The organism is Pseudomonas sp. NPDC087626 (assembly GCF_044743405.1).
Lineage (GTDB): Bacteria > Pseudomonadota > Gammaproteobacteria > Pseudomonadales > Pseudomonadaceae > Aquipseudomonas.
Genome location: NZ_JBIUWJ010000006.1, coordinates 1 through 26,880 on the forward strand (window position 1 = coordinate 1; position 26,880 = coordinate 26,880).

Consider the following 26,880-nt stretch of genomic DNA (forward strand, 5'->3'; position numbering starts at 1 on the left):
CGAGCCCAAGCGAGATGCCGAGTGGTGGGGCAAGAGCCTTTTGCTTACTTTTGGGCTCCTCCAAAAGTGAGCCGCTGTAAAAGCGGAACCATAGGTGGCCGTTACCGCAAAAATGGATATGTACTCGGTCTAATCCAACATCCTGGTCGCACCACAGTTGTGTAGATACCTACGCCTATCGCAGGCAAGCCCGCCCCCACGGGTTGGGTCTAGGGTTGTCCTGTGTATCCCCTCCTCATTTGTAGAGGTCCGTTCTGCGCTGGTGTTCTATAGGGTGATGCCAGCCCGATAACAACAAGAGAGCGTCCCGATGCAACGATTGATTCCCAACCTGCTGGCCGCCGCGCTGGCCCTCACTGCGGTACCGGCGATGGCCGCGGCCGACCTGGTGCTGTTCAACGGCAAGGTGTTTACCGCAGAGCCCGGCCAGGCGCTGGTGCAGGCGGTGGCGGTGCAAGATGGCAAGATCCTGCAAGTGGGCAGCGACGCCGAGATCCAGGCCCTGGCCGACGCCAACACCCAACGTATCGACCTGGCCGGCAAAGTGCTGATGCCGGGGTTGATCGACACCCACAGCCACCCGGTGGTGGCGGCCTTCGACAGCATGGGCGCCAACCTGCTGGACGAGGTCAAGCCGCTGGCGGAGCTCGAACAATGGATCATCGAGCAGGACCAGGCCGGGCGCGCGCGGGCCGGTGACGTGATCAGCATTGCCGGCACCAGTTCGGCCTACTGGGACAAAAGCCGCGAAATGGGCCAGCGTTTCAATCAGGGCCGCTGGGCCGATCAGCCGCTGGTGTTCAGCGGCATCGACGGGCATACCGGCTGGGCCAACAACGCCATGCTCAAGCGCCTGAAGATCGATGCCGCGCTGGTCAAGGGCCTGTCGGAGCAGGACCGTAGTTTTGTCGGGCATGAGGCGGACTTCACCCCCAACGGCTATTTTGCCGAATCGCGCTGGGACAAGATCCGCAACGAAATCCCTGCGCCCAGCCAGGAAACCATGCTCAAGGCCGCCCGCGAGGCAGTCAGGATCAACAACCAATATGGCGTCACTGCCTGGATGGACGCCGCGGCGAATGCGGGGAGCGACGATTCACTGTTCGACTTCAAGGCAACCGCCGACAGTACCGGGGTCCTGCCGTTGTACCGCGCACTGGCCGAGAAAGGCGAACTCAGCGCCCACGTCGCGGCCCTGATGCTGACCAATCCGAAGAGCCGGCCCGAGGACCTGGAAGTCCTGGCCACGGTGATGAAACAGTTCGAGGGCGTACCCAACCTGACGTTCCCCGGGATCAAGGTGTTTGCCGATGGCATTCTCGAGTTCCCCGGACAGACGGCGGCGGTCATCGTGCCCTTCAAGAACAGCCATAAAAATGGCCAGTTGTTGATCGACCCGGAGCACTTCGGTGAGCTGGTGGTGGCGGCCGAGAAGCGCGGCTGGATCCTGCACATGCATGCGGTCGGTGACCGTGCGGTGCGTGAAGCCCTGAATGGCGTGGCCTACGCGCGCAAGCTCAGCCCGACGCCGGTGCCCCATAGCATCGCGCACCTGCAACTGGTCAATCCCAAGGAGTTCCCGCGCTTCAAGCAACTGGGGGTGATTGCCTCGATGCAGTTGCTGTGGGCCACCGGCGAATCGTACACGGTGGAACTGGTCAAGCCCTACATCAGCGCGTTTGCCTACGGTTACCAGTATCCCGCCCGCTCGCTGCATGACGCCGGTGCGGTGATTGCCGGTGGCAGCGACTGGCCGGTGTCCAGCCCCAATCCGTTCAACGCCATCGCCCAGGCCAGTACCCGCAAAGGCCCGCTGGGGGTGTTGAATGCCAAGGAAAGTCTCGATCGCCAGAGCATGTTCTATGCCTATACCCTCAACGCCGCCAAGACCCTGCGCCTGGAGCGGCAGATCGGTTCACTGGCGCCGGGCAAGCAGGCTGACCTGATCATTCTTGACCGCGATGTGTTCAAGGTCAGTGACGACGAGTTGTTCGACACCCAGGTCCTGAAGACCTTCTTCGCCGGCAAGCAGGTGTACGCCCCCGCGTCCTGAACCGCGCTACCCCCTAACACCCGCGATCCAGCCAAACCACCGGGCGCCTTGCATCTCAAGGCGTCCGGCAACGCCGTGCCTGCAATAACCCGCACACTCATAACAACAAGGGTTTTCCATGAACGCACTCTCTCGCTTCGCCCTGGCCAGCCTGGCCCTGTTGCCAATCACCAGCCAGGCGTTGCCCCTCAGCGACGACTTCAGCCTGGACATGAGCCTGACCGCCGCCAGTGACTACCGCTCCCGCGGAATCTCCCAGACCCTTGGCGATCCGGCGCTGCAGTTCGGCGCCACGCTGCAACACAGCAGCGGCCTGTACCTGGGCGCCTGGACCTCGAATGTCGACTTTGGCTATGACTACAAGACCCGCCAGGAAATGGAGTACTACGCCGGTTATTTCTGGCAGGCCACGGATGCCATCAGCCTGGACCTGGGATACATCAAATACGACTACCCGAAGGAGGGCCAATTCAACCTCAGTGAGGTCTACGCCATCCTCGACCTGTATGGAGTCAAGGTGGGTGCGTACTACTCCAACGACACACCCAATGTGTTTGGCCAGGACCAGGACACCCTGTATGCCTATCTCGGCTACACCCTGGTGTTGCCGGCCGAGGTGAGCCTGGACTTGCGCCTGGGGCGCAACGACACCAAGGATGAAGCCTTCCTGGCCACCAACGGCAGCGGGAGCTCGGCCTACAACGAATGGGAGGCCAAGCTCAGCCGTGAGTTCGTGGGCGTCACCTGGGGCCTGAGTTATGTCGACACCAACCTGAAAAAAAGCCAATGTGCCAGTTGGTATGGCTATGACGACCTGTGCACGGCCACCGTCGTGGTCAGTGCCAGCAAGGCGTTCTAAGTCGACGCCGCGATAACAACAACAGTGTCTGCTCCTCCAAGGAAAAACCGTTCATGACCAAGGTCATCGAGAGTTCCAAGCGCAATCCACTGATCGAGACCCGCTCGATCGACTACATCCCCGAATCCGAACGCCATGGCAGCCTCTACAGCCAGTTCACCCTGTGGCTGGGGGCCAACCTGCAGATCACCGCGATTGTCACCGGGGCCCTGGCAGTGGTGCTGGGTGGCGACGTGTTCTGGTCGCTGATCGGCCTGTTGCTCGGCCAGGTGCTGGGCGGGGCGGTGGTCGCCCTGCACGCGGCGCAAGGGCCGAAGCTGGGCCTGCCGCAGATGATCTCCAGCCGGGTGCAATTCGGGGTCTATGGCGCAGCCATCCCGATTGTCCTGGTGTGCCTGATGTACCTGGGTTTCAGCGCCACGGGCGCGGTGTTGTCGGGGCAGGCGATTGCCCAGTTGATCGATGTCAGCGACAGCGCCGGGATCCTGATCTTTGCCGCGTGCATCGCGTTCCTGACGATCTTCGGCTACCGGGTGATCCACCTGGTGGGCAAGGTCGCGAGTGTGCTGGGGATCATTGCCTTTGTGTACCTGTTCACCCGGCTGCTGACCCTCAATGACATCGGCCTGCTCCTGGAAAACCGCCACTTTGCCTGGGGCACCTTCCTGTTGGCGGTGTCGCTTTCGGCCTCCTGGCAGATCGCCTTTGGTCCGTACGTGGCGGACTATTCGCGCTACCTGCCGAGCACCACCTCGTCCTGGAAAACCTTCACCGCCGTTGGCCTGGGAACCGTGCTCGGCGCCCAGGCGTCGATGGTCCTGGGGGTGTTCGCCGCGGCGTTGGCGGGCGCCGGCTTTCGTGGGCACGAGGTGGCGACCATCGTTGGCCTGGGCAGCACCGGAGTGATCGCTTCCTTGCTGTATTTGAGCGTGGTGCTTGGCAAGGTCACCGTCTCGACCCTCAACGCCTACGGCAGCTTCATGTGCGTGGCCACCATCATCAGTGGTTTTCGCAGCAGCCTGCAGCTGACGGCCCGGCACCGCATGGTATTCGTGCTGCTGATTGTCGCGGCGTCGACCACGCTGGCGCTGCTGGGGCAGTACTCGTTCCTCAACTCGTTCAAGTACTTCATCCTGTTCCTGCTGACCTTCTTCACTCCCTGGAGCGCGATCAACCTGGTGGATTACTACTTCATCAACAAGGAGCGCTACGACATCCCGGCCCTGTCCGACCCGGCGGGCCGCTACGGGCGCTGGAACGTGCTGGGCATCAGCGTCTACGTGATTGGCGTGTTGATCCAGTTGCCGTTTGTCGACACCCACTTCTATTCCGGGCCGATGGTCGCGCAGTTGGGTGGGGTGGATATTTCCTGGATCGTCGGCCTGGTGGTGCCGGGCGTCCTCTACTACCTGCTGGCCAGGTCGACGGCCCCGGCCGTGGTCCCGCAGCGCCCGGTCTAGGGGAGATTTTTGTCGAGGAGGCTAACCGTGGGTGATCTACACTGGTTTGACTGCACCGAGCCGGTGCAACGGCTTCAGGGAGGTCATCATGAGTAGGTTGTCATCCATTAGCCTGTGCGCTGCCTTGTCGCTTGCCTGCACCCAGGGATGGGCGGAAACGGTAGTGCCGACAAAAGGTCAGAGCGCGCAGCAAACCCAGCTCGATATCAGTGAATGCCATAACGTGGCAGCCAGCCAGAGTGCGAGCACCAACACGGCTTCCGGGGGACGTTTGCGCGGCGCCGCCGTGGGTGCCGCGGCCGGTGCAACGGGGGCCGCGGTGCGCGGCAACCAGCATGACGAGGTGTACGACCGGGTCGACGACGATGTGAAGCAGGACTATCGTCAAGATCGCGCCAAGCAGACCGCAGCGGCTGGCGTGGTAGTGGGGGGCTCGCGGCAACGGCAGGAGCGCCGGGAGCAGGAAAAGACCAGCGCCTCGACCAGTTCCACCGCCTATACCAGCTGCCTGCAGGGCAAGGGTTATCAGGTCACGCCCTGAGGTTGTTTGCGCGGGTTAATTCAAGTGAGGGACGCGGTCCATGAAGACCCCCGAGGATGTCGCTCAAACCCCGGCCCCCGGCTGGCGCTTCAAATTGGGCATCGGCATCATCTGCGTGATGCTCGGCTCTTGGGCCATGGTGCCGATCGCGGCGTCGCTCGGGCTCCCGGGCTCGAAAGTCGCGGCCCTGACCGGTGCGCTGTTCATCAGCAACAAAATCCTGCTGATCCTGGTCATCGCCGTCATGGGCAAGGCCGGGTTCCAGCGGGTCAAGCGCAGCCTGTTCGGCTACGTCTCCGGGCTGGCGCCGAGTGCCGACGTGGAAGTGGGGCCGGTGCGCCATGCCATCGGCATCGTGATGTTCTGCCTGCCGCTGATCTCATCGGTCCTGGAACCTTACGTCGACAGTCTCTGGCCGGGTTTGCGGCCCAACGTGTGGCAGATCCAGCTGCTGGGCGATGCGATGCTGATCGGCAGCTTTTTTGTGCTGGGGGGCAGTTTCTGGGACAAGGTGCGGGCGCTGTTCGTGCGTAACGCCCGGGTGGTCACTGGCCAGGCGGGTTGAGTCCGGGCTCCGCCAGGGAGCCTCGGACTCGAACCGGGTTACGGCTTGGGCTGCCAGGCCGTGGAACCGGCGGCGGCCTTGAAACGTGCGTGGTTCTCGGCGGTGGCCGGTGGCTCGGAGTCGCCAAAAATTGCTTTCAGCCAGTGGCCGTCGGTGGGGTTGGGGAAGATGATGAACTTGCGGCCGAACTCTTGTTTGTCCTCGTTCATCAGGCTCATGCGTTGCTTGACGTCCCCCACGTAGTACTTGCGCTTGAAGTCGTTGAGGTTGTCGCCCAGCATCACCACCACCTCGTAGTTCTTGGCGATTTCCTGCTGCCTCGGCTCTTTGTTGGAGCTGTCGCGATACACCGTCAGGTGCTGCTCATCGGCATAGGGCAGGTTGTTCTTGCGCAGGTTGGCCAGGGCGTACTCGAAGGTTTTTTCGCCTTGATCGCGACTGGTGACGTAGAACACCTCCACGCCTTTGGATTTTGCGTAGTTGAGGAAATCCACCGCGCCTGGCGTGGCCACCGGGCCATTGTCCGCCACCCATTTGTCCCAGGCTGCATCGTCGAAGAACTCTTTGTCGGCGTTGATCATGTAGCCCCAGTAGCTGTTGCTCCCCAGCACGGTGTCATCGACGTCGCTGATGATCGCCAGCGGCCGGTCGCCGTCCTTGTGCGCCTGCAGGGCCCGATCCAGTTGCATTCTCGCCACGTTGAAACCCTGGTAGTACAGCGCCTCGAATTCGGCGGCGGTCTGTTTCCAGGCAACGGCGGCAGTGAGCAGGTTCGAAGCAGAAGGGCTGGCCTGCTCGGCAGCAGTGGCGGTGCCGGACAGCAGCAGGCAGGACAGGAGCAGGGGAGTGGCGAAGGTTTTGGTTATGGTTGTCTTCAAGGTTCAGCCCTTATCGCGAGGATTGATCAGCGTCGGAAAAATACCGCCAGGCAGTTCTATCCCAAGCGGGATTATTGCTCAATCCAGGTGTCGCGTTTATGGCTCAATGGGGCGTAATTCCTGCGGTTTGCTGGCGATGGTGCTCAGTGTCTGACGGTGATGTGGGGGCTGCCGTAGGCTGCGATCTTTTGATCCTTGAGGGGACATCCCTTGTGGGAGCGGGCTTGCCCGCGATGGTCGTTAACGATATCGCGTGCATTCAAGGTGTACGCGGTGTTCTCCAGGCGAACACCAACCTCGGGTACGCCGCAAACCCTGTGGGAGCGGGCTTGCCCGCGATGGTCGTTAACGATATCGCATGCATTCAGGGTGTACGCGGTGTTCTCCAGGCCATCCCAGGCCAACACCCATGGTGCCTGACACACCGCTATCGCAGTTCAAGCCAGCTCCCACAGGTCTCTACCTTGCTTAACTTCCTGGGGTTTTGTTCAGCGCTGCTTCTGCTTCGGCGATCTGTGCCTGGCGTTTGCTGATCATGTCGCCGATCGGTGGGCCCTGGAAGCGCCGGGCTTCGAAGCCGAACCAGACGATTGCAGTCAGGATCAGAAAGCCGATGGTGATGTACAGCGCCCAATCGTTCGGTGGCTGGATGCCGATGATGAAGATCACCGCCATCGAGATGACTGACAGAATCGCAAACAGCGAGTACCAGCCGCGTCCCATGTTCCAGGGGCCCATGGTCGGCCACTTCGCCGTGCCGTAGGTGAACAGGCCGAGCACGATCGGGATGATGAAGGAGAAGAACAGGAAGATCACCGTGCAGGAGACCACGATGGTGTAGACCGGGGTGGCGCCGATCGAGATCACCGATGAGCCCCAGTCGAACAATACCGCCAGGGTCGCGCCGGTCCAGATCGCGGCGACCGGGCTGCGGAAGGTCGGCGAGACCGAGGCCAGGGTTTTCGAAAAGGGCAGGCCGCCATCCCGAGAGAAGGCGAAGATCATGCGTGACACCGAGGTCACGGTCGCCAATCCGCAGAGCACCTGGGAAACGAAAATTGCCACGTACAGTGCGAGTTTGACGTTGGGATTGACCTGGGTGTCCATGGCCCAGAAAAACACGTTCCAGCCCTGTTTGGCCGCTTCGTCCAGGCTCGGCAACAGCAACACGAACGAGCACAACATGACCCAACCGAACAGCAGCGACCAGACCACCGACATCACCATGCCCCGGGGCACCGACATGGCCGCGTTGCGGGTTTCCTCGGAGGTGTGCGCCGAAGCGTCGTAACCGGTAATGGTGTAGATCGGCAGCAGCAGGCCGAGCATGAAGATCCAGGCATTCGACGCCTCGGGCCAGACATTGCCGCCAGCCGCGCCGGAATAGTTGCCGAAGGTCCACAGCCGGGCGAACTCATAGCTGGGCGCCGAGACCAGGCAAACGATCGTCAGCGCCAGGGCCGTGGCGAAGATCAAGTAGCCGGAAAAGTCGGTGAGCTTTGCCGTCAGGCCAATGCCCAAGTGGTTGCACAGGGCCTGGAGGCCGGTGAGGACCGCCAGGAAAATCACCCTGACCGTGGTGGTGTCCTCCATGCCCAGCGCTGGTCCGAAGGCGCCGAAAAAGAAGTAGTAGGTGCCGACGTTGATGGCGCCGAGCACGGTCACCAACCCCAGTAGATTGAACCAGGCGGTCAGCCACCCCGTGAAGCGGTTACCCAGGATCGAGCCCCAGTGATACAACCCGCCAGCGGTGGGGTAGGCCGAGGAAATCTGCGCCATGGCCAGGGCAAATACCCCGGAGATCAGGCAGCCAAGCGGCCAGCCGATGCCAATTGCCGCACCGCCTGCCCCCGAGGTGCCCTGGGCCAGGGAGTTGATGCCGCCGGAGAGGATGCAGATGATCGAAAAGGAAATCGCAAAGTTGGAGAAAACCCCCATTCGTCGCGAGAGTTGCTGGGCGTAGCCCATGCTGTGCAGCACCTTGACGTCGTCGTCATGGGGGGTGCCGCTATCGGGCTGGCTGGCTGGTTTCATGTGGGTGCCCCTTCAGGTTTTGATACGCATCCACCCGCGCTGACAGCGCCGGATGGCTTGGCTTTCAACCCCTTGTCGTACTGCTCCTGTCACTGCTGGGTAAACCCTGTCCCGGCCCGTGGTCGGGCCATGGCCAGGTGACTGCTCTAGAGGCGACCGTGATAGGCCGCGGCAAATATCTGCGCCGCACCCTCGCGGGTCAGGGGCAGCGGATTGCCTCCTGCGCAGGGGTCGACCACGGCCATGTCGGCGATCAGTCCAGCCTGGCGATCGTCCACCCCCAGTTCAACCAGGGTATGGGGCACGTCGATGTCCTTGCGCAACTTGAGGACGAAGGCCAGGAAGCTGTCGAACCCGGGAGCGGGCAGGCCCAGGTAGGCCGCCAGGCGGGTGATGCGTTCCTCGATGGCCGGGCGGTTGAACGCCAGGACATAGGGCATGAAAGTGGCGTTGGTCATGCCGTGGTGGGTGTCGTACAGCGCCCCCACCGGATGCGACAGTGCGTGCATGCCGCCCAGACCTTTCTGGAAGGCGGTGGCGCCCATGGCGGCGGCCGCGAGCATGTTGGCGCGGGCTTCGAGGTCGGCTGGGGTGCGCACGGCACGGACCAGGGCCCCGGCCACCAGGCGTATGCCTTCTACTGCAATGCCGTCGGCCATCGGGTGGAAACCGGGGGCGCAGTAGGCTTCCAGGCAGTGGGCAAATGCATCCATGCCGGTGCCAGCGGTGATCTTGGCCGGCATGCCAACACTCAGGGCCGGGTCGCTGATGACCACCCGCGGGAGCATTTTCGGGTGGAAAATGATGCGCTTGGTGTGGCTGCGTTCATCGATGATCACCGCGGCCCGGCCGACTTCGGAGCCGGTCCCGGCAGTGGTCGGCACGGCAATGATTGGGGCGATGCGGCTGTCGTCGGCGCGGGTCCAGTAGTCGCCGATGTCTTCGAAGTCCCAGACCGGCCGGCTCTGGCCGCTCATGAAGGCGATGAGCTTGCCCATGTCCAGGCCACTGCCGCCGCCGAAGGCAATCACCCCGTCGTGCTGGCCAGTGCGCCAGGCCTCCAACCCACCCGCCAGATTGGCTTCCACCGGGTTGGGCTTGAGGTCGCTGAACAGCGCCACGCCTAGGCCGGCGGCGCGCAGGGCGTCGACTGCCGCCACCGTGATCGGTGCCCGTGCCAGGCCGCTGTCGGTGACCAGCAACGGGCGCTGGATGCCCTGGCTGCGGCAGACGTCGGCCAGTTCGGCAATGCGCCCGACACCGAAGCGCACGCTGGTGGGGTAGTTCCAGTTTCCCGTCAGGCTCATGGTTCAGATCTCGTGGCGCAGATGAAAGGATTTGGCGCGGGTCAGGTGTTCATAGCCCAGGCTCGACAGGGTGACGCCGCGCCCACTGTTTTTCACCCCGGTCCAGGCCAGGGCCGGGTCCAGGTAATCGCAGCGGTTCATGAACAGGGTGCCGGTGTCGATCGCGTGGCCCAACTGTTCGGCAGCGGCCAGGTCCTGGGTCCAGATCGAGGCGCTGAGGCCAAACTCGCTGTCGTTGATCAGGGCGAGGGCTTCTTCGTCGCTGCGCACCGGCATGATGCCCACCACCGGGCCAAAACTTTCGTCGCGCATCAGCGCCATCCGATGGCTGACATCCACCAGGACCTGGGGCGCGAGGTAAGCACTGCCTGGCACATCGGCGGGAAAATCTTCGGGCTTGATCAAGGCCCGGGCACCCTGGTCCAGGGCCTGGGCGATTTGTCCACGGACCAGGTCCGCGGCTTGGGGGGTGACCATCGGACCCAGCGTGGTGGCTGGGTCCAGCGGGTTGCCCAGCACGTACTGGCGGGTCAGGGCGACAAACCGTTCGACGAAGGCGGGGAAGAGGCTGGCGGCGACATAAATGCGCTCGACAGCGCAACAGCTTTGCCCGGAGTTGAAGAAGCTGCCATCCACCAGGTTCTCCACCGCGTGGTCGAGGTTGGCGTCTGCGCGAACGTAGGCCGGGTCCTTGCCGCCGAGCTCCAGGCCGACGCCGAGGAAACCGTCGACGGCCGCCCGTTGCATGTCCTTGCCGCCGCCCACGGAACCGGTGAAGTTGACCCGCTGGACCTGGCCGCCAGCGATCATCTGTGCGGTATCCAGGTGGCTGAGCAGCAGGTTGTGGAACAGCCCTTCGGGCAGGTTGGCGCGGCGAAAGGCCTCGGCGAAACGCTCGCCCACCAGCAGGGTTTGCGAGGCGTGTTTGAGGATCACGCTGTTGCCCGCCATCAGCGCCGGAATAATGCTGTTCACGGCGGTCAGGTAGGGGTAGTTCCACGGCGCGACCACCAGCACCGTACCTAGCGGCTCGCGACTGATCCAACGGCGAAACCCGGCGCTCGGTTCCGGCTCGACCGCCGCCAATGCCTGGGGTGCCAGCGCGATCATGTGCCGGGCCCGTTCGGCAAAGCCGCGCAGCTCGCCCGCGCCAAAACGCACCGGACGGCCCATCTGCCAGGCCAGCTCCGGGACGATCTCGGCCTGCATCGCCAGCATCGCGTCTACGGCGGCACTGCACAACGCCGCACGCTCGTCTAGCGAGCGGCGCTTCCACAGTGCCTGGGCGCTGGCAGCGCTCGCCAGGGCCAGCTCGATCTGCCCGGCATCGGCGCGCTGACGCTCGGCGTAGACCCGGCCGTCGACCGGGGAAATCAGTTGGATGGTCGAAGTCATGGCGGTCTCAATAGCGCTCGAAGCCGCGCTGCAATTCCCAGTCGGTAATGCGCCGGTCGTACTCTTTCTGCTCCCATTCGGCGGTGTGCACGTAATGGTCGATCACGTCGTCACCGAACGCTTCGCGCAACATGCCCGAGCCCTTGAGCGCGGCGCAGGCCTCGCGCAGGGTCTTGGAGACTTCCGGCAAATGACTGTCGACATAGGCATCGCCCTCGAAGGGCGCGGCCAGCTCGAGCTGCTCGTCGATCCCGGCCAGGCCTGCGGCGATCAGGGCGGCGAAGGCCAGGTAGGGATTGAGGTCGGCGCCGCCGATCCGGCATTCGATACGGATGGATTTGCTGCCCTCGGCGCACAGGCGAAAGCCGGCGGTACGGTTGTCCAGGCTCCAGACGGCACGCGTGGGCGCAAAGGTGCCGGCCTGGAAGCGCTTATAGGAGTTGATGTAGGGCGCAAGAAAACAGGTGATGTCGTTGGCGTACTTGAGCTGCCCGGCCACCCAGGCACGCATCAGCTTTGACATGCCGAACTCGGCCTTGGCCTCGAAGAACAGCGGCTTCTTGCCGTTTTTGTCCCACAGCGAATTGTGGATGTGACTGCTGGAGCCGGCGGCGTCGTAGCGCCACTTGGCCATGAAGGTGATCGCCTTGCCTTGCAGTTGGGCGATCTCCTTGCAGGCGTGCTTGATGATGACGTGGTGGTCGGCCATGGTCAGGGCATCGGCGTAGCGGATGTTGATCTCTTCCTGCCCCGGGCCCCATTCACCCTTGGAGTTCTCCACGGGAATGCCGGAGGCCTGCAGGTGCTTGCGGATCGCTCGCAGTACCGGTTCCTCGCGGGTGGTCTGCAGGATGTTGTAGTCCTCGATGTAGTGCCCGGCGGTTTTTGGCTGGTGGTAGTTGCGCTGGTGGATGGCCTCGTAGCTCTCGTCGAACAGGTAGAACTCCAGTTCCGAGGCGAACATGCCGGTGTAGCCGCGCTGGCGCAGGCGTTCGACCTGTTTCTTGAGGATCGCCCGCGGGCTGTGGGGCAGGTCCTGGCGGTGGTGATGGTCGAGTACGTCGCACAGCACCAGGGCCGTGCATTCCAGCCACGGCACGCGGCGCAGGGTGCTCATGTCGGGTTTGAGCACAAAGTCGCCGTAGCCTTTGCTCCAGCTGGCGGCCGCGTACCCGGGCACCGGCTCCATGTCGATGTCGTCGGCCAACAGGTAATTGCAGCAGTGGGTTTCTTCGTGACCGCTGTCGATGAAAAACTCGACCTGGAAGCGCTTGCCCACCAGGCGCCCCTGCATGTCGACCATGCACACCAGCACGGTATCGATTTCGCCATTGGCAGCGGCGCGCTTGAGTGCTTCGAAGCTTAAGAGGGGCTCGGTCATCACGGCAAATCCTGCGGCAAGGAGGAGGGCAGTCTGATCAGTCGTTGCAGACGCTCTCCAGAAAACCCCAAAACCTGCAGCATGAGCATCGTGTGCAATGAGCTGCTCAAAGCTTAGCTTACTGTCGCCAAGCGCAAGTCTGGCCGCGCAAAAGCTGGAAAAAACTGCCCGGGAACGCCGCTCATGGCCATTACTTATGAGCAAGTAGCTGTTTTCAAACAAATTTGTTAAAAAAAAGCTTCCCAGGTTCGAACAAACTTGGTAAATTTCCGCGCATTCTTGCACTGGCCTTTACCGGGTCGTCAGTCGTGCAAGGGTTCAGCAAGTGAGTGCCCAGCACTCGTCGCTACATCTACAGGGGCGTCGCCAAGCGGTAAGGCAGCAGGTTTTGATCCTGCCATGCGTTGGTTCGAATCCAGCCGCCCCTGCCATTTTCCAAAGCAATCTGTCTCGTAAAATCTGCTGCGCCGGCCTGGGTCGTGACGCGGGTTTTTCCGTGCCTGGGATTTTTTTCCAGCGGATCACTCAGCGTGGGCGCGATGGGGCGGTAGACTGCGGGACTTTTTCCCCCTCAAGCAGGAGCACCCATGGCTAACCAAGACCTGACCTTCATCCCCGATCCGGACGCCGATTCGATCTCTTCCGACGTTGCCGGTTTCGCCGGCCTGCTGGTTTCCACCCAGATTCCTACTCGCGCCGACGGCAGCCTGGAGCTGGGTGATATCGAGTTGCAGAGCGAGTGCACCTTGCAGGCGCTGAAAGTCGCGCTGGAGAAGGCCGGCAGTTCCATGGACCGGGTGCTGCACCTGACCATCTACCTCACCGACATGGCCGACCGCGCCGCCTTCAACCAGGTGTACCAGCGCTTCTTCGCCAAGCCATGGCCAGTCCGCGCCGCCGTGGGCGTGGCCGCCCTGGCGGTTGAAGGGATGCGTGTGGAAGTCACCGCGATGGCCGCCAAGGCCTGAGTCGACGGGCTCGGACGGCGGCCTTGCCCAGGCAACGGCCGCCACCTGGCAGCACACGGGTGCCGCTCCGGCGATTCGCCGCTACAATGCGCACCTACCGTGACAAGTCGACTAAAAAAATATGTCCCTGCCTAAACATCATCTGGAATTACTCAGCCCCGCCCGCGATGTCGCCATTGCCCGCGAGGCCATTCTGCATGGCGCCGACGCCGTGTACATCGGTGGACCGAGCTTCGGTGCGCGGCATAACGCCTGCAACGAAGTGAGCGAAATCGCCGGCCTGGTGGAATTTGCCCGGCGCTACCATGCCCGGGTGTTCACCACCATCAACACCATCCTGCACGACAACGAGCTGGAGCCGGCGCGCAAGCTGATCCATCAGCTCTACGATGCCGGCGTCGACGCGCTGATCGTCCAGGACCTGGGGGTGATGGAGCTGGACATCCCGCCGATCGAGCTGCACGCCAGCACCCAGACCGACATCCGCACCCTGGCCCGGGCCAAGTTCCTCGACCAGGCCGGCTTCTCCCAGCTGGTGCTGGCGCGCGAGCTGAACCTGCAGGAGATCCGCGCGATTGCCGACGAGACTGACGCGGCGATCGAGTTCTTCATCCATGGCGCCTTGTGCGTGGCCTTTTCCGGCCAGTGCAACATTTCCCATGCGCAGAACGGCCGCAGCGCCAACCGGGGCGACTGCTCCCAGGCCTGCCGCCTGCCGTATACCCTCAAGGACGACCAGGGTCGTGTGGTCGCCTTCGAGAAGCATTTGCTGTCGATGAAGGACAACAACCAGAGCGCCAACATCCGCGCCCTGGTGGAAGCCGGCGTGCGCTCGTTCAAGATCGAGGGGCGCTACAAGGACATGGGCTACGTGAAGAACATCACGGCCTACTACCGCCAGCGCCTGGATGATGTGCTCGAAGACCGTCCGGACCTGGCCCGCGCCTCCAGCGGCCGCACCGCGCACTTCTTCCTGCCGGACCCGGAAAAGACTTTCCACCGTGGCAGCACCGACTACTTCGTCAGTGACCGCAAGATCGACATTGGCGCCTTCGACACGCCGACCTTTACCGGCCTGCCGGTGGGCATCGTCGAAAAAGTCGGCAAGCGCGATTTGCAAGTGGTCACGCAAGAGCCGCTGTCCAACGGCGACGGCCTCAACGTGCTGATCAAGCGCGAAGTGGTGGGCTTTCGAGCCAACATCGCCGAGGCCAAGGGCGAGTTCGAGGAAGACGGCGAGAAGCGCTACCGCTATCGCGTCGAACCCAACGAGATGCCTGCGGACTTGTACAAGGCCCGGCCAAATCACCCGCTCAATCGCAACCTCGACCACAACTGGCAGCAAGCCCTGCTCAAGACCTCCGCCGAACGCCGGGTGGGCGTTGACTGGCACGTGCAACTGCGTGAAGAGCGCCTGGAGCTGACGGCCACCAGCGAGGAGGGCATCAGTGCCAGCGTCGCCCTCGCAGGCCCGTTCGGCGTCGCCAATAAACCCGAGCAGGCCCTGGAGCAACTGCGCGATCTGCTCGGTCAACTGGGCACCACCCAGTACCACGCCGCTGCGATCAAACTGGATGCGCCCCAGGCCTACTTCATCCCCAACTCCCAGCTCAAGGCGGCGCGCCGCGACGTCATCGAAGCGCTGACCGCAGCCCGGGTCGACGCCCATCCCAGGGGTGGACGCAAAGCCGAGACCAGTCCGCCGCCGGTGTACCCGGAGTCCCACCTGTCGTTCCTGGCCAACGTCTACAACCAGAAAGCCCGGGACTTCTATCATCGCCATGGGGTCAAGCTGATCGACGCGGCCTTCGAGGCCCACGAGGAGACCGGCGAGGTGCCGGTGATGATCACCAAGCACTGCCTGCGGTTCTCCTTCAACCTGTGCCCGAAACAGGCCAAGGGCGTCACCGGCGTGCGCACCAAGGTCGCGCCGATGCAACTGATCCACGGCGACGAAGTGCTGACCCTGAAGTTCGACTGCAAACCCTGCGAAATGCACGTGGTCGGCAAGATCAAGGGCCACATCCTCGACCTGCCCCAGCCGGGCAGTGGCGTGCAACAGCAGGTAGTCGGGCACATCAGCCCGGCGGACCTGCTCAAGACCATCGTCCGCGCCCCTCACTGAGTGCCAGGCGAACGCGATGCCAAGGCGTCGCGTTCGCCTGTCGGGCAAAGAAGGGGCAGGTTCACTTCGAGATACACCTCTCGGCGGCCTGCTGCTCCAAGTCAGCAGTTGACGGTGTAAGATGCCCAACAAATATCCACCATCGAGGTTGCCATGACCGGGATATCCCTGATCCTGCCGGAAGACCTATCAAACTCCCTCGCCGATCTGGCCAAGACCAACGGGCAAAGCGCGAGCTATCTCGCGATGGACGTTCTTCGCGATTACATCGCGCATGAGCGTGCGCTGACTGCACAGATCGAATTGGCGGTAAAAGAAGCCGACGAGGGCAAATTTGCCACTGAGGACCAGGTAGCAGCGATGCGTGCTCGTCGCTGGAGCCGTAGTGCGGGTTGAGTGGCTGGAAAGAGCCCTGAAGAACCTGGAAGACGAAGCTAGCTACATTGCCCTTGAAAATCCCAAGGCTGCCAACGACTTTTCCGATGCTGTCTTCGCCAGTGTAGAAAAACTGGCCCGGTTTCCAGCTATGGGCCGTGAAGGCCGGGTCAAAAACACACGTGAATGGGCGGTGCCCAACTGGTCCTATCTCATTCCCTATCGAATACGCGATGATCGCCTTCAAGTTCTTGGCGTATTCCACACACGACAGCGCCCACGTTCCGAGTGGTGATGTCGGCGAAATCTGATCCGTCTCGTCACTCCTTCGTCGCACCGCGCTCAAGTAACCCCTGCCCATCCTAGAGTGTTATCTGTTGATTGCGTCCCCGCTATGCAGCACCCAGGATAAGAGCTGCTACGCTTGAACCATTAGCTTTGGCGCTTTCTAGCCTACCGCCGCACCTGTCTTCTGCGGGCTGATGGAACAGTCGAATTATCAGGTCCTGTGCCCAAGCGAATCAGACTTCGTTGAGCGTAGGAGGGCACATGCCCCCGCCAAAAAGCAGGCCTGCCGCCGGCAATCCAGAGCCGTCGGACGACACCGGCGACGAACAGGTTTTTCAGTCGCGCAAGGAGCGGCTGTACGCCGGTGCGTTATTGCGCGAGCGCCTGCCCCATGGCCAACACGCCCAGTGGAAGCCCGCGCGCAAGCAGCGTAACGCCATCGAGCTGCTCGAAGAATCCAACCGCTATCGACTGCCCAACCTGGTGCCAGTGCGCTACGGCCGCATGCTGCGCAGCCCTTTCACCTTCTTGCGCGGCTCTGCCGGGTTGATGGCCCATGACCTGGCGGCTACCCCGACGACCGGCATCCAGGTCCAGGCCTGCGGCGATTGCCACCTGATGAACTTCGGCTTGTTCGCCACCCCCGAGCGCAACCTGATTTTCGACATCAACGACTTTGACGAAACCCTGCCCGCGCCCTGGGAGTGGGATGTCAAACGCTTGGCGATCAGCTTTGCCGTGGCCGCGCGCGACAACGACCTCGGCGACAAAGAAGCGCGAGCCATTGCCGCCGGCTGCATGGGCGCCTACCGCGAGCACCTGCGCAGGTTTTCCAGGATGAACCCGATGGACGTCTGGTACGACTGCCTGGACGCGCAAACGATCATCGACATGGCGCCCAATGCGCAGATCAAGAAAATCCGCGAGCAAGTGGTCGCCAAGGCCCGGATGCGGGTCGGTGATTACCTCTACCCCAAGATCAGCGGCGAAGTCGGCGGGCGCCGGCGCCTGATCGATCAACCGCCGATCCTGTTTCATGTGTATGAAAAGGGTTTCATGCGCAACGTCCAACTGACGCTCCAGGACTATCGGCTGTCACTGCCCCATGAGCGGCGCGTGCTGTTCGATCGTTACCGCCTGGAAGACATTGCGGTCAAGGCGGTGGGCATCGGGAGCGTCGGTACCTACTGTTTTGTCGGCCTGTTCTTTTCCGCGGAAAATCACCCGTTGCTCCTGCAGTTCAAGGAGGCCTGTCCTTCGGTCCTGGCGCCCTATGCCGGCAAGAGCAACTACGACAACCACGGTCAGCGAGTGGTCACCGGGCAGCGCCTGATGCAGTCCTCCAGCGACATCTTCCTGGGCTGGACCCGCAGCCAGAACGGCCGCTGTTTTTTTGTCCGGCAGTTGCGCGACATGAAAATGTCCGCGCCGATCGAAGGCGTATCCGCCGCGCGGATGAAAATGTACGCCCAGTGGTGCGGCCTGACCCTGGCCCGCGCCCACGCCAAATCCGGCGATGCGGCGCTCATCAGTGGTTACCTGGGCAAGACCGACTCCTTCGACCAGGCCATCGGCAAGTTTGCTATCGCCTATGCCGATCAGAATGCCGCCGACCATGGCACGCTGCTGGCCGCCGAAAAATCCGGGCGGATCATCGCGTTGCGAGAAGAGGAGTGAGGCGCGGCGCTGATGTCGCACCAGGCCCCAGCAGGAGATAACCATGCGCAAACTTATCGTTGCCGCGTTCATCAGCCTGGATGGGGTGATGCAAGCCCCCGGCGGGCCACAGGAAGATACCTGCGGCGGCTTCCGCTATGGCGGCTGGATCGTGCCTTATGCCGACCCGGTTTCCGGCCTGGCGATACAGGCACTGTTTTCCCTGCCGTTCGAATTGCTGCTGGGGCGCCGGACCTACGACATCTTCGCGGCCTATTGGCCGCAGTACAGCCAGGCCGATGCCGATCACCGCACTATCGCCGACCTGTTCAACAGCGTGCCCAAACATGTAGCCACCCATCACCCCGAGACCCTGGCCTGGCACAACAGCCATGGATTGCAGGGCAACCTGACGGAGTCGATACGCGCGCTCAAGCAGGAGCAGGGCGCTCAACTGTTGACCCAGGGCAGTGGTGATCTGGTGCGCCAACTGCTGGTGGCAGGCCTGGTGGACGAACTGCGGCTGATGATATTTCCGATCCTGCTGGGCAAGGGCAAGCGCCTGTTCGACCACAGCGCCCAAGCGGCGGCTTTCACCCTGGTGGAGTCCAGCAGCACCCCCGGCGGCGTGCTGCTGACCCGTTATGTGTACTGCGGTGAGGTGCGCACGGGAACCTTTGACGAGCCCGGCCCAGGCGGCTAAGCGCGTTACTCTTCGTCCGGCCCGACTTCCTTCCAGCTGTCATCCGGGTCAAAGACGGTCATCCCCTGGGCCAGCTTCTCGCTGTCCGGCCCCAGGTCTTTTTCGAACACCTGGCCTTCATGGCTGATCATGAAGCTCATCACCCCGGTGTCGGCGTATTTTGCCGGCCAGGCGATCAGGGCAAACCCCCGGCTCATCTTGTCGCCGATCAGGTAGCTGTAGGCACCGCCCGGGGCCGAGGGTCCCTGGCCATGCAGGATGCGGAAGTGATAACCGTGCCAATCCTCGCCGGCAACGGTCTTGCCGAAGGAGGGGCCCAGCGGGCTGATCTGGCCGCTGTCGTCGTCTGCCCAATAGAGCCCGTCATGCAGGCCCGGGTGGCTGAAGAGGTTTTGCGCATACTCCAGGGCACCATCGCCGTCACGGTCGATTGAGGCATATTCCATCTGCGCATCGTGATAGGCCAGCGCCGCCTGTACCGCAGAGAGTTCGTTGCGGCCTATGCGCCGGGCCCGGACTTCGGCGCCGCCGGCCTTGATGTCGAAGCGCCAACCGTTGGCGCTTTTGACCAGGGGGATCGGCAGCGTCCAGTGGTTGCTGCCGACCGACAGCAGCGCCTTGCCGTCGCTGGTTTGCTCGATCTGATGCTGTTCGTGGTACTGCTTGATGAACGCATCGACATCCTGGCGTTCGGCACCTTCACGCGGGATGAAACTACGCCACTCATTGCCCAGCAACGCCGTCAGGCGCTCGTGGTCGGCGTGTTTGCTGCCCAACGCTTCGACGAACGACTGGGCGGCCTGTTCAGGCGTGGCAAATTCCTGCTGGGCGCTGGCCAGGCACGACCAGGCCAGGCCGACAGTCAGCCCCAGGGCATGCAGGAGCCGGCCGGTGAGTGGCTTGCTGCGAGGATGGTTATTCAACGACGGCTCCCCCGTTGGCGCGCGGGTGCGCTGGATGGTCGACTGATTTGATGGCCAGCGGCGCGCGAGGCGCTGGGGCGCTGCGCGGAGACTTGGCTGGCACGGCCACGATTGGCCTGGGCGTTGACCTGGGACGGTGAGCGCGCGCCGGCGAAGGCATTGTTGCGCGCCGCGCCCTGAGTGGCGGCCGGGCGTTTTTGCGTGGTTTGGCGCGCCTGCGCCGGCCGCTGGTCGCGCTGGTTGACCTGCCGGTTGTGCTGGCGCGGCTGCTGATTGTCGCGGGTGGTCCGGGGCGTGCCCTGGCTGCGGTCCGTAGTCCGTGGCCGCTCGTTACTCGCTTGCATGCGGTTGCCCGCCGAGGCACCGGACTGGGCTTCGCGCACCCGGTCCCGGGCTTCGCGGTTGCTGGTGGCGGGGCGTTCGATACCGTGCTTGTCCATCGAGCTACGGGCGTTTTCCCGAGCCTGGGCGCGCTGGGCGTTGTCCCCGCGGTAGGCCTCACGCTGAGTGGCACCGTCCAGTTGGCGACCGTATTGCTGGCGGCTGCGGTTGTCGCGATAGGGCACGCCATTGCGGTGCGCGGAGTTGTGCTGCCACTTGTTCTGATTGTTGCTGATGCGGTTGTTGGCATTGATGTTGTTGTAGCGATCGACGTCGATGTCGATATCGTTGTCGTCCCAGTCACATTCGCCCCACAACGCGCCGACGATCGCCACGCCGGTGCCGAACGCCAACCCGGCCATCAGCGCCGAACCCGGGTAATAGGCGGGCGGCGGCGGATAGTAGGCCGGTGGCGAGGCCGGGTAGGGCCAGGTGCCGTAGGTGGTGGTCGGGTTGTAGGTGGGTACGTACACCACCTGCGGGTCGGCGGGCTGGATGATGGTCGAGGTGCTGCTGGCCGGGGCGGGCGCCGAACTGCTGGAGCTGGCGGCTGGAGCCGGTGCCGGGGCAGCGGCCTGGACCGTGACGTTCTGGTACTGGTTGCTCTGCAGGTTGCCGGCGGTTTGCGCCTGGCGGCGCAAGCGTTGCACGCCCTCCATGACGTCGTCGGGCTGCGCCAGGAAGGCATCCCCCAGGCGTTGGACCCAGACCGGATCCTGGCCCAGCGTGACCATGACCTGGGGAAACGCGACCAGCGCCTGCACGCTCGGGTCCCACGGCTGGCTCGCCACCTGCTTGACCGCGTCATCGCCCTTGGCGTCCGGGTGGGCCTTGGACCAGGTCACCGCCTCGGCGATTTCCCCGGGGTAGGTGCTGGCCATCAGCAGTTGGGCCAGCAGGGGGTCGGGATACAGGGCAATAGGCGCCAGCATCTGGTCGAGCTGTTCCTGGGTAAACACCGGGTCCTTGGTCGCTGCCGTGACCGGCGCTGGCGCAGTGGTGCTGGCGGGTGGACTGGCGGCCGGCGCTACGCTTTGTGCCTGGCTGGCCGCTGCACTGACAAAAAGGACGGCTGAGAACGCGTAAATTAATGGAATGCGCATTGCAACTCCATGGGCTCAGGCAGGTTGAGAGGGGTGATTCAAAACCAGGGAAGTGTCAGCCGACTGTGCAAGCCGCAGGCGTCGGTGTCGATACCGTTCGCTAATAGTAGCAAAGCTTAAAAAACTGCCAGGAAACTCCCGTTCTTTTCCGCACGCAACGGTTCGGCAAGTGCGCAAAACTGCAACTACGCTTTCCAGCGCCAGGCTGGAAATGCCGCCTGGGGATGCCAATGTCTGGCGAGGGAGCGGCCTGCGATGAATAGCCAACCGAGTCATTACACCCGTGCGACCTTGCTGGTGGTCGACGACACGCCCGATAACCTGTTGCTGATGACCGACCTGCTCAAGGATCGCTATCGGGTCAAGGTCGCCAATAGCGGGGAAAAAGCCTTGCGCCTGCTCCAGGGTGACTCGCTGCCGGACCTGATCCTGCTGGACGTGATGATGCCTGGGCTGTCCGGGCATGAAGTGGCCAGGCGTCTCAAGGACGATCCTCATACCCGCGAAATTCCGATCATTTTCCTCACCGCCATGGCCGGCACCGAGGACGAGATTCATGGCCTGGAGCTGGGCGCGGTCGACTACATCACCAAGCCGATCAGGCCGGCACTGGTGCTGGCGCGGGTCGACACCCAGCTCAAGCTGAAGGCGGCGGCCGACTTCCTGCGTGATCACAACGACTACCTCGAACAGGAAGTGCAGCGTCGCACCCGCGAGGTGGTCGCCATCCAGGACGTGGCGATCCAGGCCATGGCCTCCCTGGCGGAGACGCGCGACAACGAAACCGGCAACCACATCCGCCGCACCCAGCACTACGTCAAGGTGCTGGCCGAACATCTGCAGGATCACCCGCGTTTCCGGCACTTTCTCAGCGTGGCGACCATCGAGTTGCTGTTCAAGTCGGCGCCCCTGCACGACATCGGCAAGGTCGGCATTCCCGACCATATCCTGCTCAAGCCGGGACGCTTTAGCGCAGAGGAATTCGAGATCATGAAGAGCCACACCACCCTTGGGCGTGACGCCATCCAGCGCGCCGAGGACCAGTTGGGCATACGCGCCGAGTTCCTCAGCCTGGCCAAGGAGATCGCCTACAGCCACCAGGAAAAATGGGATGGCAGCGGTTACCCCCAGGGGCTGGTGGCGGACGCTATCCCCATCAGCGCGCGGTTGATGGCAGTGGCCGACGTCTATGACGCGCTTATAAGCCGGCGTGTGTATAAGGCGGGGATGCCCCATGAGCAGGCTGTCGAGATCATCACTCAGGGGCGCGGCAGCCACTTCGACCCGGACATCTGCGATGCCTTCCTGGCCTGCTGTGAACAGTTCCAGGAGATCGCCCAGCGTTTCGCCGATACCGACCAGGACATGGCCGTGCAGTTGGCGGCCCTGCAACGCAGCGGGCAGACGCCTTGAACCCGCGCGTGCGGGGCTTTTTCGATCAGGTTCACGAGGATAGGTAATGGCTGGATTTCGCACCCTGCTCGAGCGTCTCGCGCTGCTGCACAAACTGCTCCTGGGATTCGCCGCGCTGCTGCTGTTGGTGCTGGTGCTCGGCGTGCAAAGCCTGCGCACTCAGCAATCGCTGAAGCAGGACATGCAAAACCTCTATCTGCAGGAACTGGTCGGCATGGAGTACTTGCATGAAGCGCGGGTGCAACTGCCCCATTTGATGCAAACCCTGCAGCGAGCGGTGGGCACCGACAGTGCGCAGATCCGCGTCGAAGCCCTGCAGCAGTTGGCTGACAACCGGCAACGCCTGCAATTGGCCCTGGCCCAGGCCAAGGTCACCCTCAAGCGCCCGGAGAACCTCGCGCGCCTGGCCGAGATCGACCTGATGCTGCAACAGTTGCAGCGCTACAGCGAACAGGCTTTTGTGTTGATCGACCAGGGTCGGCAGAGTCAGGCGCTATTGCTGCTTAACAGCAGCGAGTTCCAGAGGATCGCCCGGCAGGCCGACAGTCATTTGTACGGTATTGCGCAAATCAAGGAAGCCTCGATTCGCGACACGGCCAAGGGCATAGTCGAGTACGCCGAACGCAGTACCTTGCTGACCTACATCCTGTTGTTCGGTGGCCTGTCGTTGGCGTTGTTGCTGTCGTGGCTGGCCAGCCAGTCGATCCGCAATCCGTTGAATCGGGTGCGGGTGGCGGTCGATCAACTGGCCGCCGGGCAGCTCGACCAGCCGATCCCCCACACCGACCTGAACAATGAAACCGGGGACCTGGCGCGGGCCATCGCCCAACTGCAGACCGAGTCCCAGCAACTGGAGCGCCAGCGCTGGATCAAGGGCCATATCGCCCAATTGCAGATCGACCTGCAGCAGGCCGACACCCCGGACGAACTGGCGCAGGTATTCCTGCTGCACATCGCGGGCTTGCACGGCATCTGCCAGGCGGTGCTGTACAGCGCCCAGGAAGACGCCGCCACGCTGCAGCTGATGGGCGGTTATGCCACCGATTCCGAGCACCCACCCAAGGACCAGGTGCCATTCGGCGACGGCCTGTTGGGCCAGTGTGCGCTGGATCGCCAGGTGCGACAGTTGCAGGCGTTGCCGCAGCAGTACTGGCGGTTGCACTCGCCGCTGGGCGAGGTAGCGGCCAGTTGCCTGCTGCTGCAACCGATCGTGCATGGCGAGCGCCTGCTGGGGGTGTTCGAGTTGGCCAGCCTGCAGCCTTTGGACGAGCGTGAATGGCTACTGTTGCAGGAGGCCACGCCACGACTGGCCGCCGCGATGGCGATCATGGAGCGCAATCAGGCGGTCAAGACCCTGTTGGCGCAAACCCGGCGCCAGGCCAGCGAAGTGGCGCAACAGGCGCTGCAACTGGAGGCCCAGGCCCAGGCGCTGGAAACCCAGCAAGGGGCACTGCGCGCCACCGAAGCCTGGTATCGCGGCATCATCGAAGCGGCGCCCGATGGCATGCTGGTAGTGGACGATGGTGGGCACATCCTGAGGACCAACCGTCAGCTGGATCAACTGTTCGGCTACGCCCCCGGCGAGCTGATCGGCGCGGCCATCGAGCGTCTGGTGCCGCTGGCCAGTCGCGGCCGTCACGTGGCGCTGCGCGACGGTTTCATCGGCCACGGCGACACCCGGCAGATGGGCGCCAACCTCGAAGACCTGCAAGGCGTGCGCAAGGACGGCAGCCTGTTTTCCGCCGAGATCAGCCTGTCACGCTTGCCCAGCCTGGAAGGGAGCGGCATGTGTGTGTGCGCCTCGGTACGCGATGTCAGCGAGCGCCGGCAACTGCAGGCGGCGCTCAAGGCCAGCGAGGTCCAGTTGCGCGCGGTCCTCGACAGCAGCCCGGTGGCCATGCTGATCAAAGACGCCGATGGCCGCCCGACCTACAGCAATCCGCAATTCGACCGCTTGTTCGCCAGCCAGCTTGGGCAACTGCAGGGCAGCGACCTGAGCCAATTCTGGGTCGAGCCCGAGGCCCATCAACGGTTTCTCGCCGAGGTGGCACAAGGGGCGGTGCTCAACTTCGAGGCCAGCCTGCAGCGCACCGACGGTGAGCGTTTCGAGGTGCTGGTGTCGAGCGTCACCCTGACCCAGGGGGAGCGGGGCATGGGGGCTAACTGGTACTTCGATATCACCGATCGCAAGATCGCCGAGGCCCAGGTGCAGCGCGCGCGCGAGACGGCAGAGGAGGCGACCCGGGCCAAGAGCGACTTCCTGGCGACCATGAGCCACGAGATCCGCACCCCGATGAACGCCATCATCGGCATGAGCCACCTGGCCTTGCGCACCGAGCTCGACCATCGCCAGCGCAACTACATCGAAAAGGTCCATCGCTCGGCGGAAAGCCTGCTGGGGATCATCAACGATATCCTCGACTTCTCCCGGATCGAGGCCGGCAAGATGCACCTGGAGCAGATTCCCTTCCACCTAGAAGACGTGCTCGACGGCTTCGCCAACATGATTGGCCTCAAGGCCGAGGACAAAGGCCTGGAACTGCTGTTCAGCATCGCCGCCGAACTGCCCACCGGGTTGATCGGTGATCCGTTGCGCCTCGGCCAGGTGCTGGTCAACCTGGGCAACAACGCGACCAAGTTCACCGAGCAGGGCGAAATCGTGCTCGGCGTGGAGCAGCGCGGTGGTGGGGAAGGGCAGGCGCAGCTGCATTTCTGGCTGCGTGACAGCGGCATCGGCATGAGCGCCGAACAGTGCTCGCGTCTGTTCCAGCCCTTCAGTCAGGCAGACAGTTCCACCACCCGCAAATACGGCGGCACCGGCCTGGGCCTGGCGATTTCCCGGCATCTGGTGGAACTGATGGGCGGCGAGATATGGGTCGAGAGCGAGCCGGGCCAGGGCTCGACCTTTCACTTCGAGGTCAGCCTGGGGCTGCAACGCGAGAGCCATGTGCGGCGCATGCTGACCGCCGACGAATTGCTCGGCTGCCGGGTGTTGGTGGTTGACGACAACGCCAGCGCGCGGGAAATTCTCTCGACCATGGCTCGCAGTTTTGGCGTCGAAGTCGATGTCGCGCAGAGTGGCCGGACGGCCCTGGCCAAGCTGGTGGACGCCGAAGCCCGGATGCTGCCCTACGACCTGGTGCTGATGGACTGGCGCATGCCCGGCATGGATGGGGTCGAGACGGTGCTGCAGATGCATGCCGCCCAACTGGCACAAACCCCGTCGGTGATCATGGTCACCGCCTTTGGCCGCGAAGAAGCCCGCGAAGAAGCCAGCCGCCACGGTATTCAATTGCCGGTGGTGCTGACCAAGCCGGTGACCCCCTCGACCTTGCTCGAAGCGCTGGGCACGGTTCTCGGCAAGGCGCCCCAGGTCGACACCCGGGCCAACGAGCGCTCCGGCCAAAGCGCCAGCGCCATTGCCAGCCTGCGTGGCGCGCGGGTGCTGCTGGTGGAAGACAACGAACTGAACCGCGAGCTGGCGTGTGAGTTGCTCGAGAGCGCCGGGATCGAACTGTGCCTGGCCGTCCACGGCGCCGAGGCGCTGGAGCAATTGCAGCGCGACTCGGACTTCGACGGCGTGCTGATGGACTGCCAGATGCCAGTGATGGACGGCTACACCGCCACCGGCAAAATCCGCGAGCAGCCGCGCTGGGCCGACCTGCCGGTGATCGCCATGACCGCCGACGCCATGGCGGGCGACCGCGAGCGGGCGCTGGCCTGCGGCATGAACGACCACATCAGCAAACCGCTGAACATTGACGACATGTTCGCCACCCTGGCCAAGTGGATACACCCACGTCCAGGGCGCGGCGCCCCTGCCGCCGAGATGGCCGCGGCCAATGCAACGACCAGCAGCCTGCCCGCCAGCCTGCCCGGGATCGACCTGCACGCCGGCCTCGCCACCTGCATGGGCAAGACCGACCTCTACCTGCGCCTGCTGGGTAAATTCAACGCCAGCCAACAAGGCTTTGACGGCCAATTCCGCAGCGCGCGAACCCAGGCCGATCCAGCGGCGCCAGCCAGACTCGCCCACACCTTGCGCGGCACCGCCGGCAACATCGGCGCCACCGCCCTGGCCCAAGCCGCCGGTGCCCTGGAGCAAGCGTGCCTGCAAGGCGCCAGCGAACCGGACCTGGCCGAACGCCTGGCGGCCGTCGAACAGCACCTGACCCCGCTGCTGGCCGGCTTGGCGCAGCTAAACGAAGCACCGGTAATCGACGCGCCCCCACTGGACAGTGAATGGCACACCCAACTGGCCCACGTCCGCGACCTACTGGCCGAAAGCGACGCCCAAGCCCTGAGCGCCTTGCACACCCTGCAAGGACTGGCATCAGGCCCACGAGTGGCCGAACAGTTAAATCAAGTGATGCAACAAGCCCAATCCTACGACTTCGACCAAGCCCTGGAGCTCCTGGAAAACCTGTCCTGACCAACTGACGGAGATAGAGCAGGGTGCCAAATCACTACAA

General features: G+C 63.4%; 20 protein-coding genes and 1 tRNA gene. 14 read left to right on the plus strand and 7 right to left on the minus strand.

From position 1 onward, the window contains the following. Nucleotides 1–310: 310 nt before the first annotated feature. The 5 genes from ACIOVD_RS06885 (at nucleotide 311) to ACIOVD_RS06905 (ending at nucleotide 5,478) form a co-directional block, all read left to right on the plus strand. A complete protein-coding gene (locus ACIOVD_RS06885) occupies nucleotides 311–2,053 on the plus strand; it encodes an amidohydrolase (RefSeq protein ID WP_401126785.1) in 1,743 nt (580 codons plus the stop codon). Nucleotides 2,054–2,171: 118 nt separating this feature from the next. After that, the gene (locus ACIOVD_RS06890) at nucleotides 2,172–2,912 is read left to right on the plus strand and encodes a TorF family putative porin (protein WP_095171587.1); all 741 of its coding nucleotides are present in this window, start codon (nucleotides 2,172–2,174) and stop codon (nucleotides 2,910–2,912) included. Nucleotides 2,913–2,965: 53 nt separating this feature from the next. Beyond that, entirely contained in the window at nucleotides 2,966–4,372 is a 1,407-nt protein-coding gene (locus ACIOVD_RS06895) for a purine-cytosine permease family protein (RefSeq protein ID WP_401126788.1), read from the plus strand. 88 nt (nucleotides 4,373–4,460) lie between these two features. Then, nucleotides 4,461–4,913 (plus strand): YMGG-like glycine zipper-containing protein, encoded by a 453-nt coding sequence (locus tag ACIOVD_RS06900; protein ID WP_095171590.1) that lies wholly within the window; start codon nucleotides 4,461–4,463, stop codon nucleotides 4,911–4,913. 40 nt (nucleotides 4,914–4,953) lie between these two features. Beyond that, nucleotides 4,954–5,478: a transporter suffix domain-containing protein gene (locus ACIOVD_RS06905; protein ID WP_401126790.1), complete on the plus strand. Its 525-nt coding sequence runs from the start codon at nucleotides 4,954–4,956 to the stop codon at nucleotides 5,476–5,478. A gap of 38 nt (nucleotides 5,479–5,516) precedes the next feature. Here ACIOVD_RS06905 and ACIOVD_RS06910 read toward each other — a convergent pair whose 3' ends face one another. The 5 genes from ACIOVD_RS06910 to ACIOVD_RS06930 all read right to left on the minus strand — a co-directional run bounded on the left by ACIOVD_RS06910 (nucleotide 5,517) and on the right by ACIOVD_RS06930 (nucleotide 12,473). Continuing rightward, nucleotides 5,517–6,344: a 5'-nucleotidase, lipoprotein e(P4) family gene (locus tag ACIOVD_RS06910; protein WP_401126999.1), complete on the minus strand. Its 828-nt coding sequence runs from the start codon at nucleotides 6,342–6,344 to the stop codon at nucleotides 5,517–5,519. Nucleotides 6,345–6,824: 480 nt separating this feature from the next. Then, on the minus strand, nucleotides 6,825–8,390 hold the full coding sequence (locus ACIOVD_RS06915; protein WP_401126792.1) for an amino acid permease: 1,566 nt from the start codon (nucleotides 8,388–8,390) through the stop codon (nucleotides 6,825–6,827). Between the two features lie 146 nt (nucleotides 8,391–8,536). Beyond that, nucleotides 8,537–9,697 carry an iron-containing alcohol dehydrogenase gene (locus ACIOVD_RS06920; RefSeq protein WP_401126794.1) on the minus strand — a complete coding sequence of 387 codons (1,161 nt, stop codon included), beginning with the start codon at nucleotides 9,695–9,697 and terminating at the stop codon, nucleotides 8,537–8,539. A 3-nt stretch (nucleotides 9,698–9,700) separates the two neighbouring features. Then, the gene (locus tag ACIOVD_RS06925; protein ID WP_401126796.1) at nucleotides 9,701–11,092 is read right to left on the minus strand and encodes an aldehyde dehydrogenase family protein; all 1,392 of its coding nucleotides are present in this window, start codon (nucleotides 11,090–11,092) and stop codon (nucleotides 9,701–9,703) included. A gap of 7 nt (nucleotides 11,093–11,099) precedes the next feature. After that, the gene (locus tag ACIOVD_RS06930; protein WP_095171600.1) at nucleotides 11,100–12,473 is read right to left on the minus strand and encodes a glutamine synthetase family protein; all 1,374 of its coding nucleotides are present in this window, start codon (nucleotides 12,471–12,473) and stop codon (nucleotides 11,100–11,102) included. Nucleotides 12,474–12,829: 356 nt separating this feature from the next. Between ACIOVD_RS06930 and ACIOVD_RS06935 the strand changes: the two genes are divergently transcribed. The 7 genes from ACIOVD_RS06935 to ACIOVD_RS06965 all read left to right on the plus strand — a co-directional run bounded on the left by ACIOVD_RS06935 (nucleotide 12,830) and on the right by ACIOVD_RS06965 (nucleotide 18,588). After that, nucleotides 12,830–12,904, plus strand: a tRNA-Gln gene (locus ACIOVD_RS06935). A gap of 156 nt (nucleotides 12,905–13,060) precedes the next feature. Beyond that, nucleotides 13,061–13,441, plus strand: a complete 381-nt coding sequence (locus ACIOVD_RS06940) for a RidA family protein (protein ID WP_095171602.1) — start codon at nucleotides 13,061–13,063, stop codon at nucleotides 13,439–13,441. A gap of 121 nt (nucleotides 13,442–13,562) precedes the next feature. Next, the gene (locus tag ACIOVD_RS06945; protein WP_401126798.1) at nucleotides 13,563–15,566 is read left to right on the plus strand and encodes a U32 family peptidase; all 2,004 of its coding nucleotides are present in this window, start codon (nucleotides 13,563–13,565) and stop codon (nucleotides 15,564–15,566) included. Nucleotides 15,567–15,719: 153 nt separating this feature from the next. Then, a complete protein-coding gene (locus ACIOVD_RS06950) occupies nucleotides 15,720–15,962 on the plus strand; it encodes a CopG family ribbon-helix-helix protein (RefSeq protein WP_095171606.1) in 243 nt (80 codons plus the stop codon). Continuing rightward, nucleotides 15,952–16,236, plus strand: coding sequence for a type II toxin-antitoxin system RelE/ParE family toxin (locus ACIOVD_RS06955; RefSeq protein ID WP_095171608.1), 285 nt, complete (start codon nucleotides 15,952–15,954; stop codon nucleotides 16,234–16,236). Before ACIOVD_RS06950 ends, ACIOVD_RS06955 begins: the two co-directional genes overlap by 11 nt. 254 nt (nucleotides 16,237–16,490) lie before the next feature. Then, complete coding sequence (locus ACIOVD_RS06960) at nucleotides 16,491–17,906, plus strand: DUF2252 domain-containing protein (RefSeq protein WP_401126801.1); 1,416 nt, start codon at nucleotides 16,491–16,493, stop codon at nucleotides 17,904–17,906. A gap of 43 nt (nucleotides 17,907–17,949) precedes the next feature. Next, nucleotides 17,950–18,588: a dihydrofolate reductase family protein gene (locus tag ACIOVD_RS06965; protein WP_401126803.1), complete on the plus strand. Its 639-nt coding sequence runs from the start codon at nucleotides 17,950–17,952 to the stop codon at nucleotides 18,586–18,588. A 5-nt stretch (nucleotides 18,589–18,593) separates the two neighbouring features. On the opposite strand, the gene ACIOVD_RS06970 is transcribed toward ACIOVD_RS06965, so the two are convergent. Both ACIOVD_RS06970 and ACIOVD_RS06975 read right to left on the minus strand, forming a co-directional pair. Beyond that, nucleotides 18,594–19,469, minus strand: a complete 876-nt coding sequence (locus ACIOVD_RS06970; RefSeq protein WP_401127000.1) for a DUF2950 domain-containing protein — start codon at nucleotides 19,467–19,469, stop codon at nucleotides 18,594–18,596. Nucleotides 19,470–19,507: 38 nt separating this feature from the next. Continuing rightward, the gene (locus tag ACIOVD_RS06975) at nucleotides 19,508–20,995 is read right to left on the minus strand and encodes a DUF3300 domain-containing protein (protein ID WP_401126805.1); all 1,488 of its coding nucleotides are present in this window, start codon (nucleotides 20,993–20,995) and stop codon (nucleotides 19,508–19,510) included. A gap of 255 nt (nucleotides 20,996–21,250) precedes the next feature. Here ACIOVD_RS06975 and ACIOVD_RS06980 point away from each other — a divergent pair, with 255 nt between their 5' ends. After that, nucleotides 21,251–22,408 carry a two-component system response regulator gene (locus ACIOVD_RS06980; RefSeq protein ID WP_159996723.1) on the plus strand — a complete coding sequence of 386 codons (1,158 nt, stop codon included), beginning with the start codon at nucleotides 21,251–21,253 and terminating at the stop codon, nucleotides 22,406–22,408. Between the two features lie 46 nt (nucleotides 22,409–22,454). Further along, a complete protein-coding gene (locus ACIOVD_RS06985) occupies nucleotides 22,455–26,840 on the plus strand; it encodes a response regulator (RefSeq protein WP_401126807.1) in 4,386 nt (1,461 codons plus the stop codon). The last annotated feature ends 40 nt before the right edge of the window (nucleotides 26,841–26,880 follow it).

Bases quoted from the DNA above. Each gene is read 5' to 3' on its own strand.
- ACIOVD_RS06905 (WP_401126790.1), top strand. From the start codon at position 4,954: ATGAAGACCCCCGAGGATGTCGCTCAAACCCCGGCCCCCGGCTGGCGC.
- ACIOVD_RS06915 (WP_401126792.1), bottom strand. From the start codon at position 8,390: ATGAAACCAGCCAGCCAGCCCGATAGCGGCACCCCCCATGACGACGAC.
- ACIOVD_RS06975 (WP_401126805.1), bottom strand. From the start codon at position 20,995: ATGCGCATTCCATTAATTTACGCGTTCTCAGCCGTCCTTTTTGTCAGT.
- ACIOVD_RS06895 (WP_401126788.1), top strand. From the start codon at position 2,966: ATGACCAAGGTCATCGAGAGTTCCAAGCGCAATCCACTGATCGAGACC.
- ACIOVD_RS06950 (WP_095171606.1), top strand. From the start codon at position 15,720: ATGACCGGGATATCCCTGATCCTGCCGGAAGACCTATCAAACTCCCTC.
- ACIOVD_RS06900 (WP_095171590.1), top strand. From the start codon at position 4,461: ATGAGTAGGTTGTCATCCATTAGCCTGTGCGCTGCCTTGTCGCTTGCC.
- ACIOVD_RS06940 (WP_095171602.1), top strand. From the start codon at position 13,061: ATGGCTAACCAAGACCTGACCTTCATCCCCGATCCGGACGCCGATTCG.
- ACIOVD_RS06945 (WP_401126798.1), top strand. From the start codon at position 13,563: ATGTCCCTGCCTAAACATCATCTGGAATTACTCAGCCCCGCCCGCGAT.
- ACIOVD_RS06930 (WP_095171600.1), bottom strand. From the start codon at position 12,473: ATGACCGAGCCCCTCTTAAGCTTCGAAGCACTCAAGCGCGCCGCTGCC.
- ACIOVD_RS06920 (WP_401126794.1), bottom strand. From the start codon at position 9,697: ATGAGCCTGACGGGAAACTGGAACTACCCCACCAGCGTGCGCTTCGGT.
- ACIOVD_RS06925 (WP_401126796.1), bottom strand. From the start codon at position 11,092: ATGACTTCGACCATCCAACTGATTTCCCCGGTCGACGGCCGGGTCTAC.
- ACIOVD_RS06885 (WP_401126785.1), top strand. From the start codon at position 311: ATGCAACGATTGATTCCCAACCTGCTGGCCGCCGCGCTGGCCCTCACT.
- ACIOVD_RS06980 (WP_159996723.1), top strand. From the start codon at position 21,251: ATGAATAGCCAACCGAGTCATTACACCCGTGCGACCTTGCTGGTGGTC.
- ACIOVD_RS06960 (WP_401126801.1), top strand. From the start codon at position 16,491: ATGCCCCCGCCAAAAAGCAGGCCTGCCGCCGGCAATCCAGAGCCGTCG.
- ACIOVD_RS06890 (WP_095171587.1), top strand. From the start codon at position 2,172: ATGAACGCACTCTCTCGCTTCGCCCTGGCCAGCCTGGCCCTGTTGCCA.
- ACIOVD_RS06985 (WP_401126807.1), top strand. From the start codon at position 22,455: ATGGCTGGATTTCGCACCCTGCTCGAGCGTCTCGCGCTGCTGCACAAA.
- ACIOVD_RS06965 (WP_401126803.1), top strand. From the start codon at position 17,950: ATGCGCAAACTTATCGTTGCCGCGTTCATCAGCCTGGATGGGGTGATG.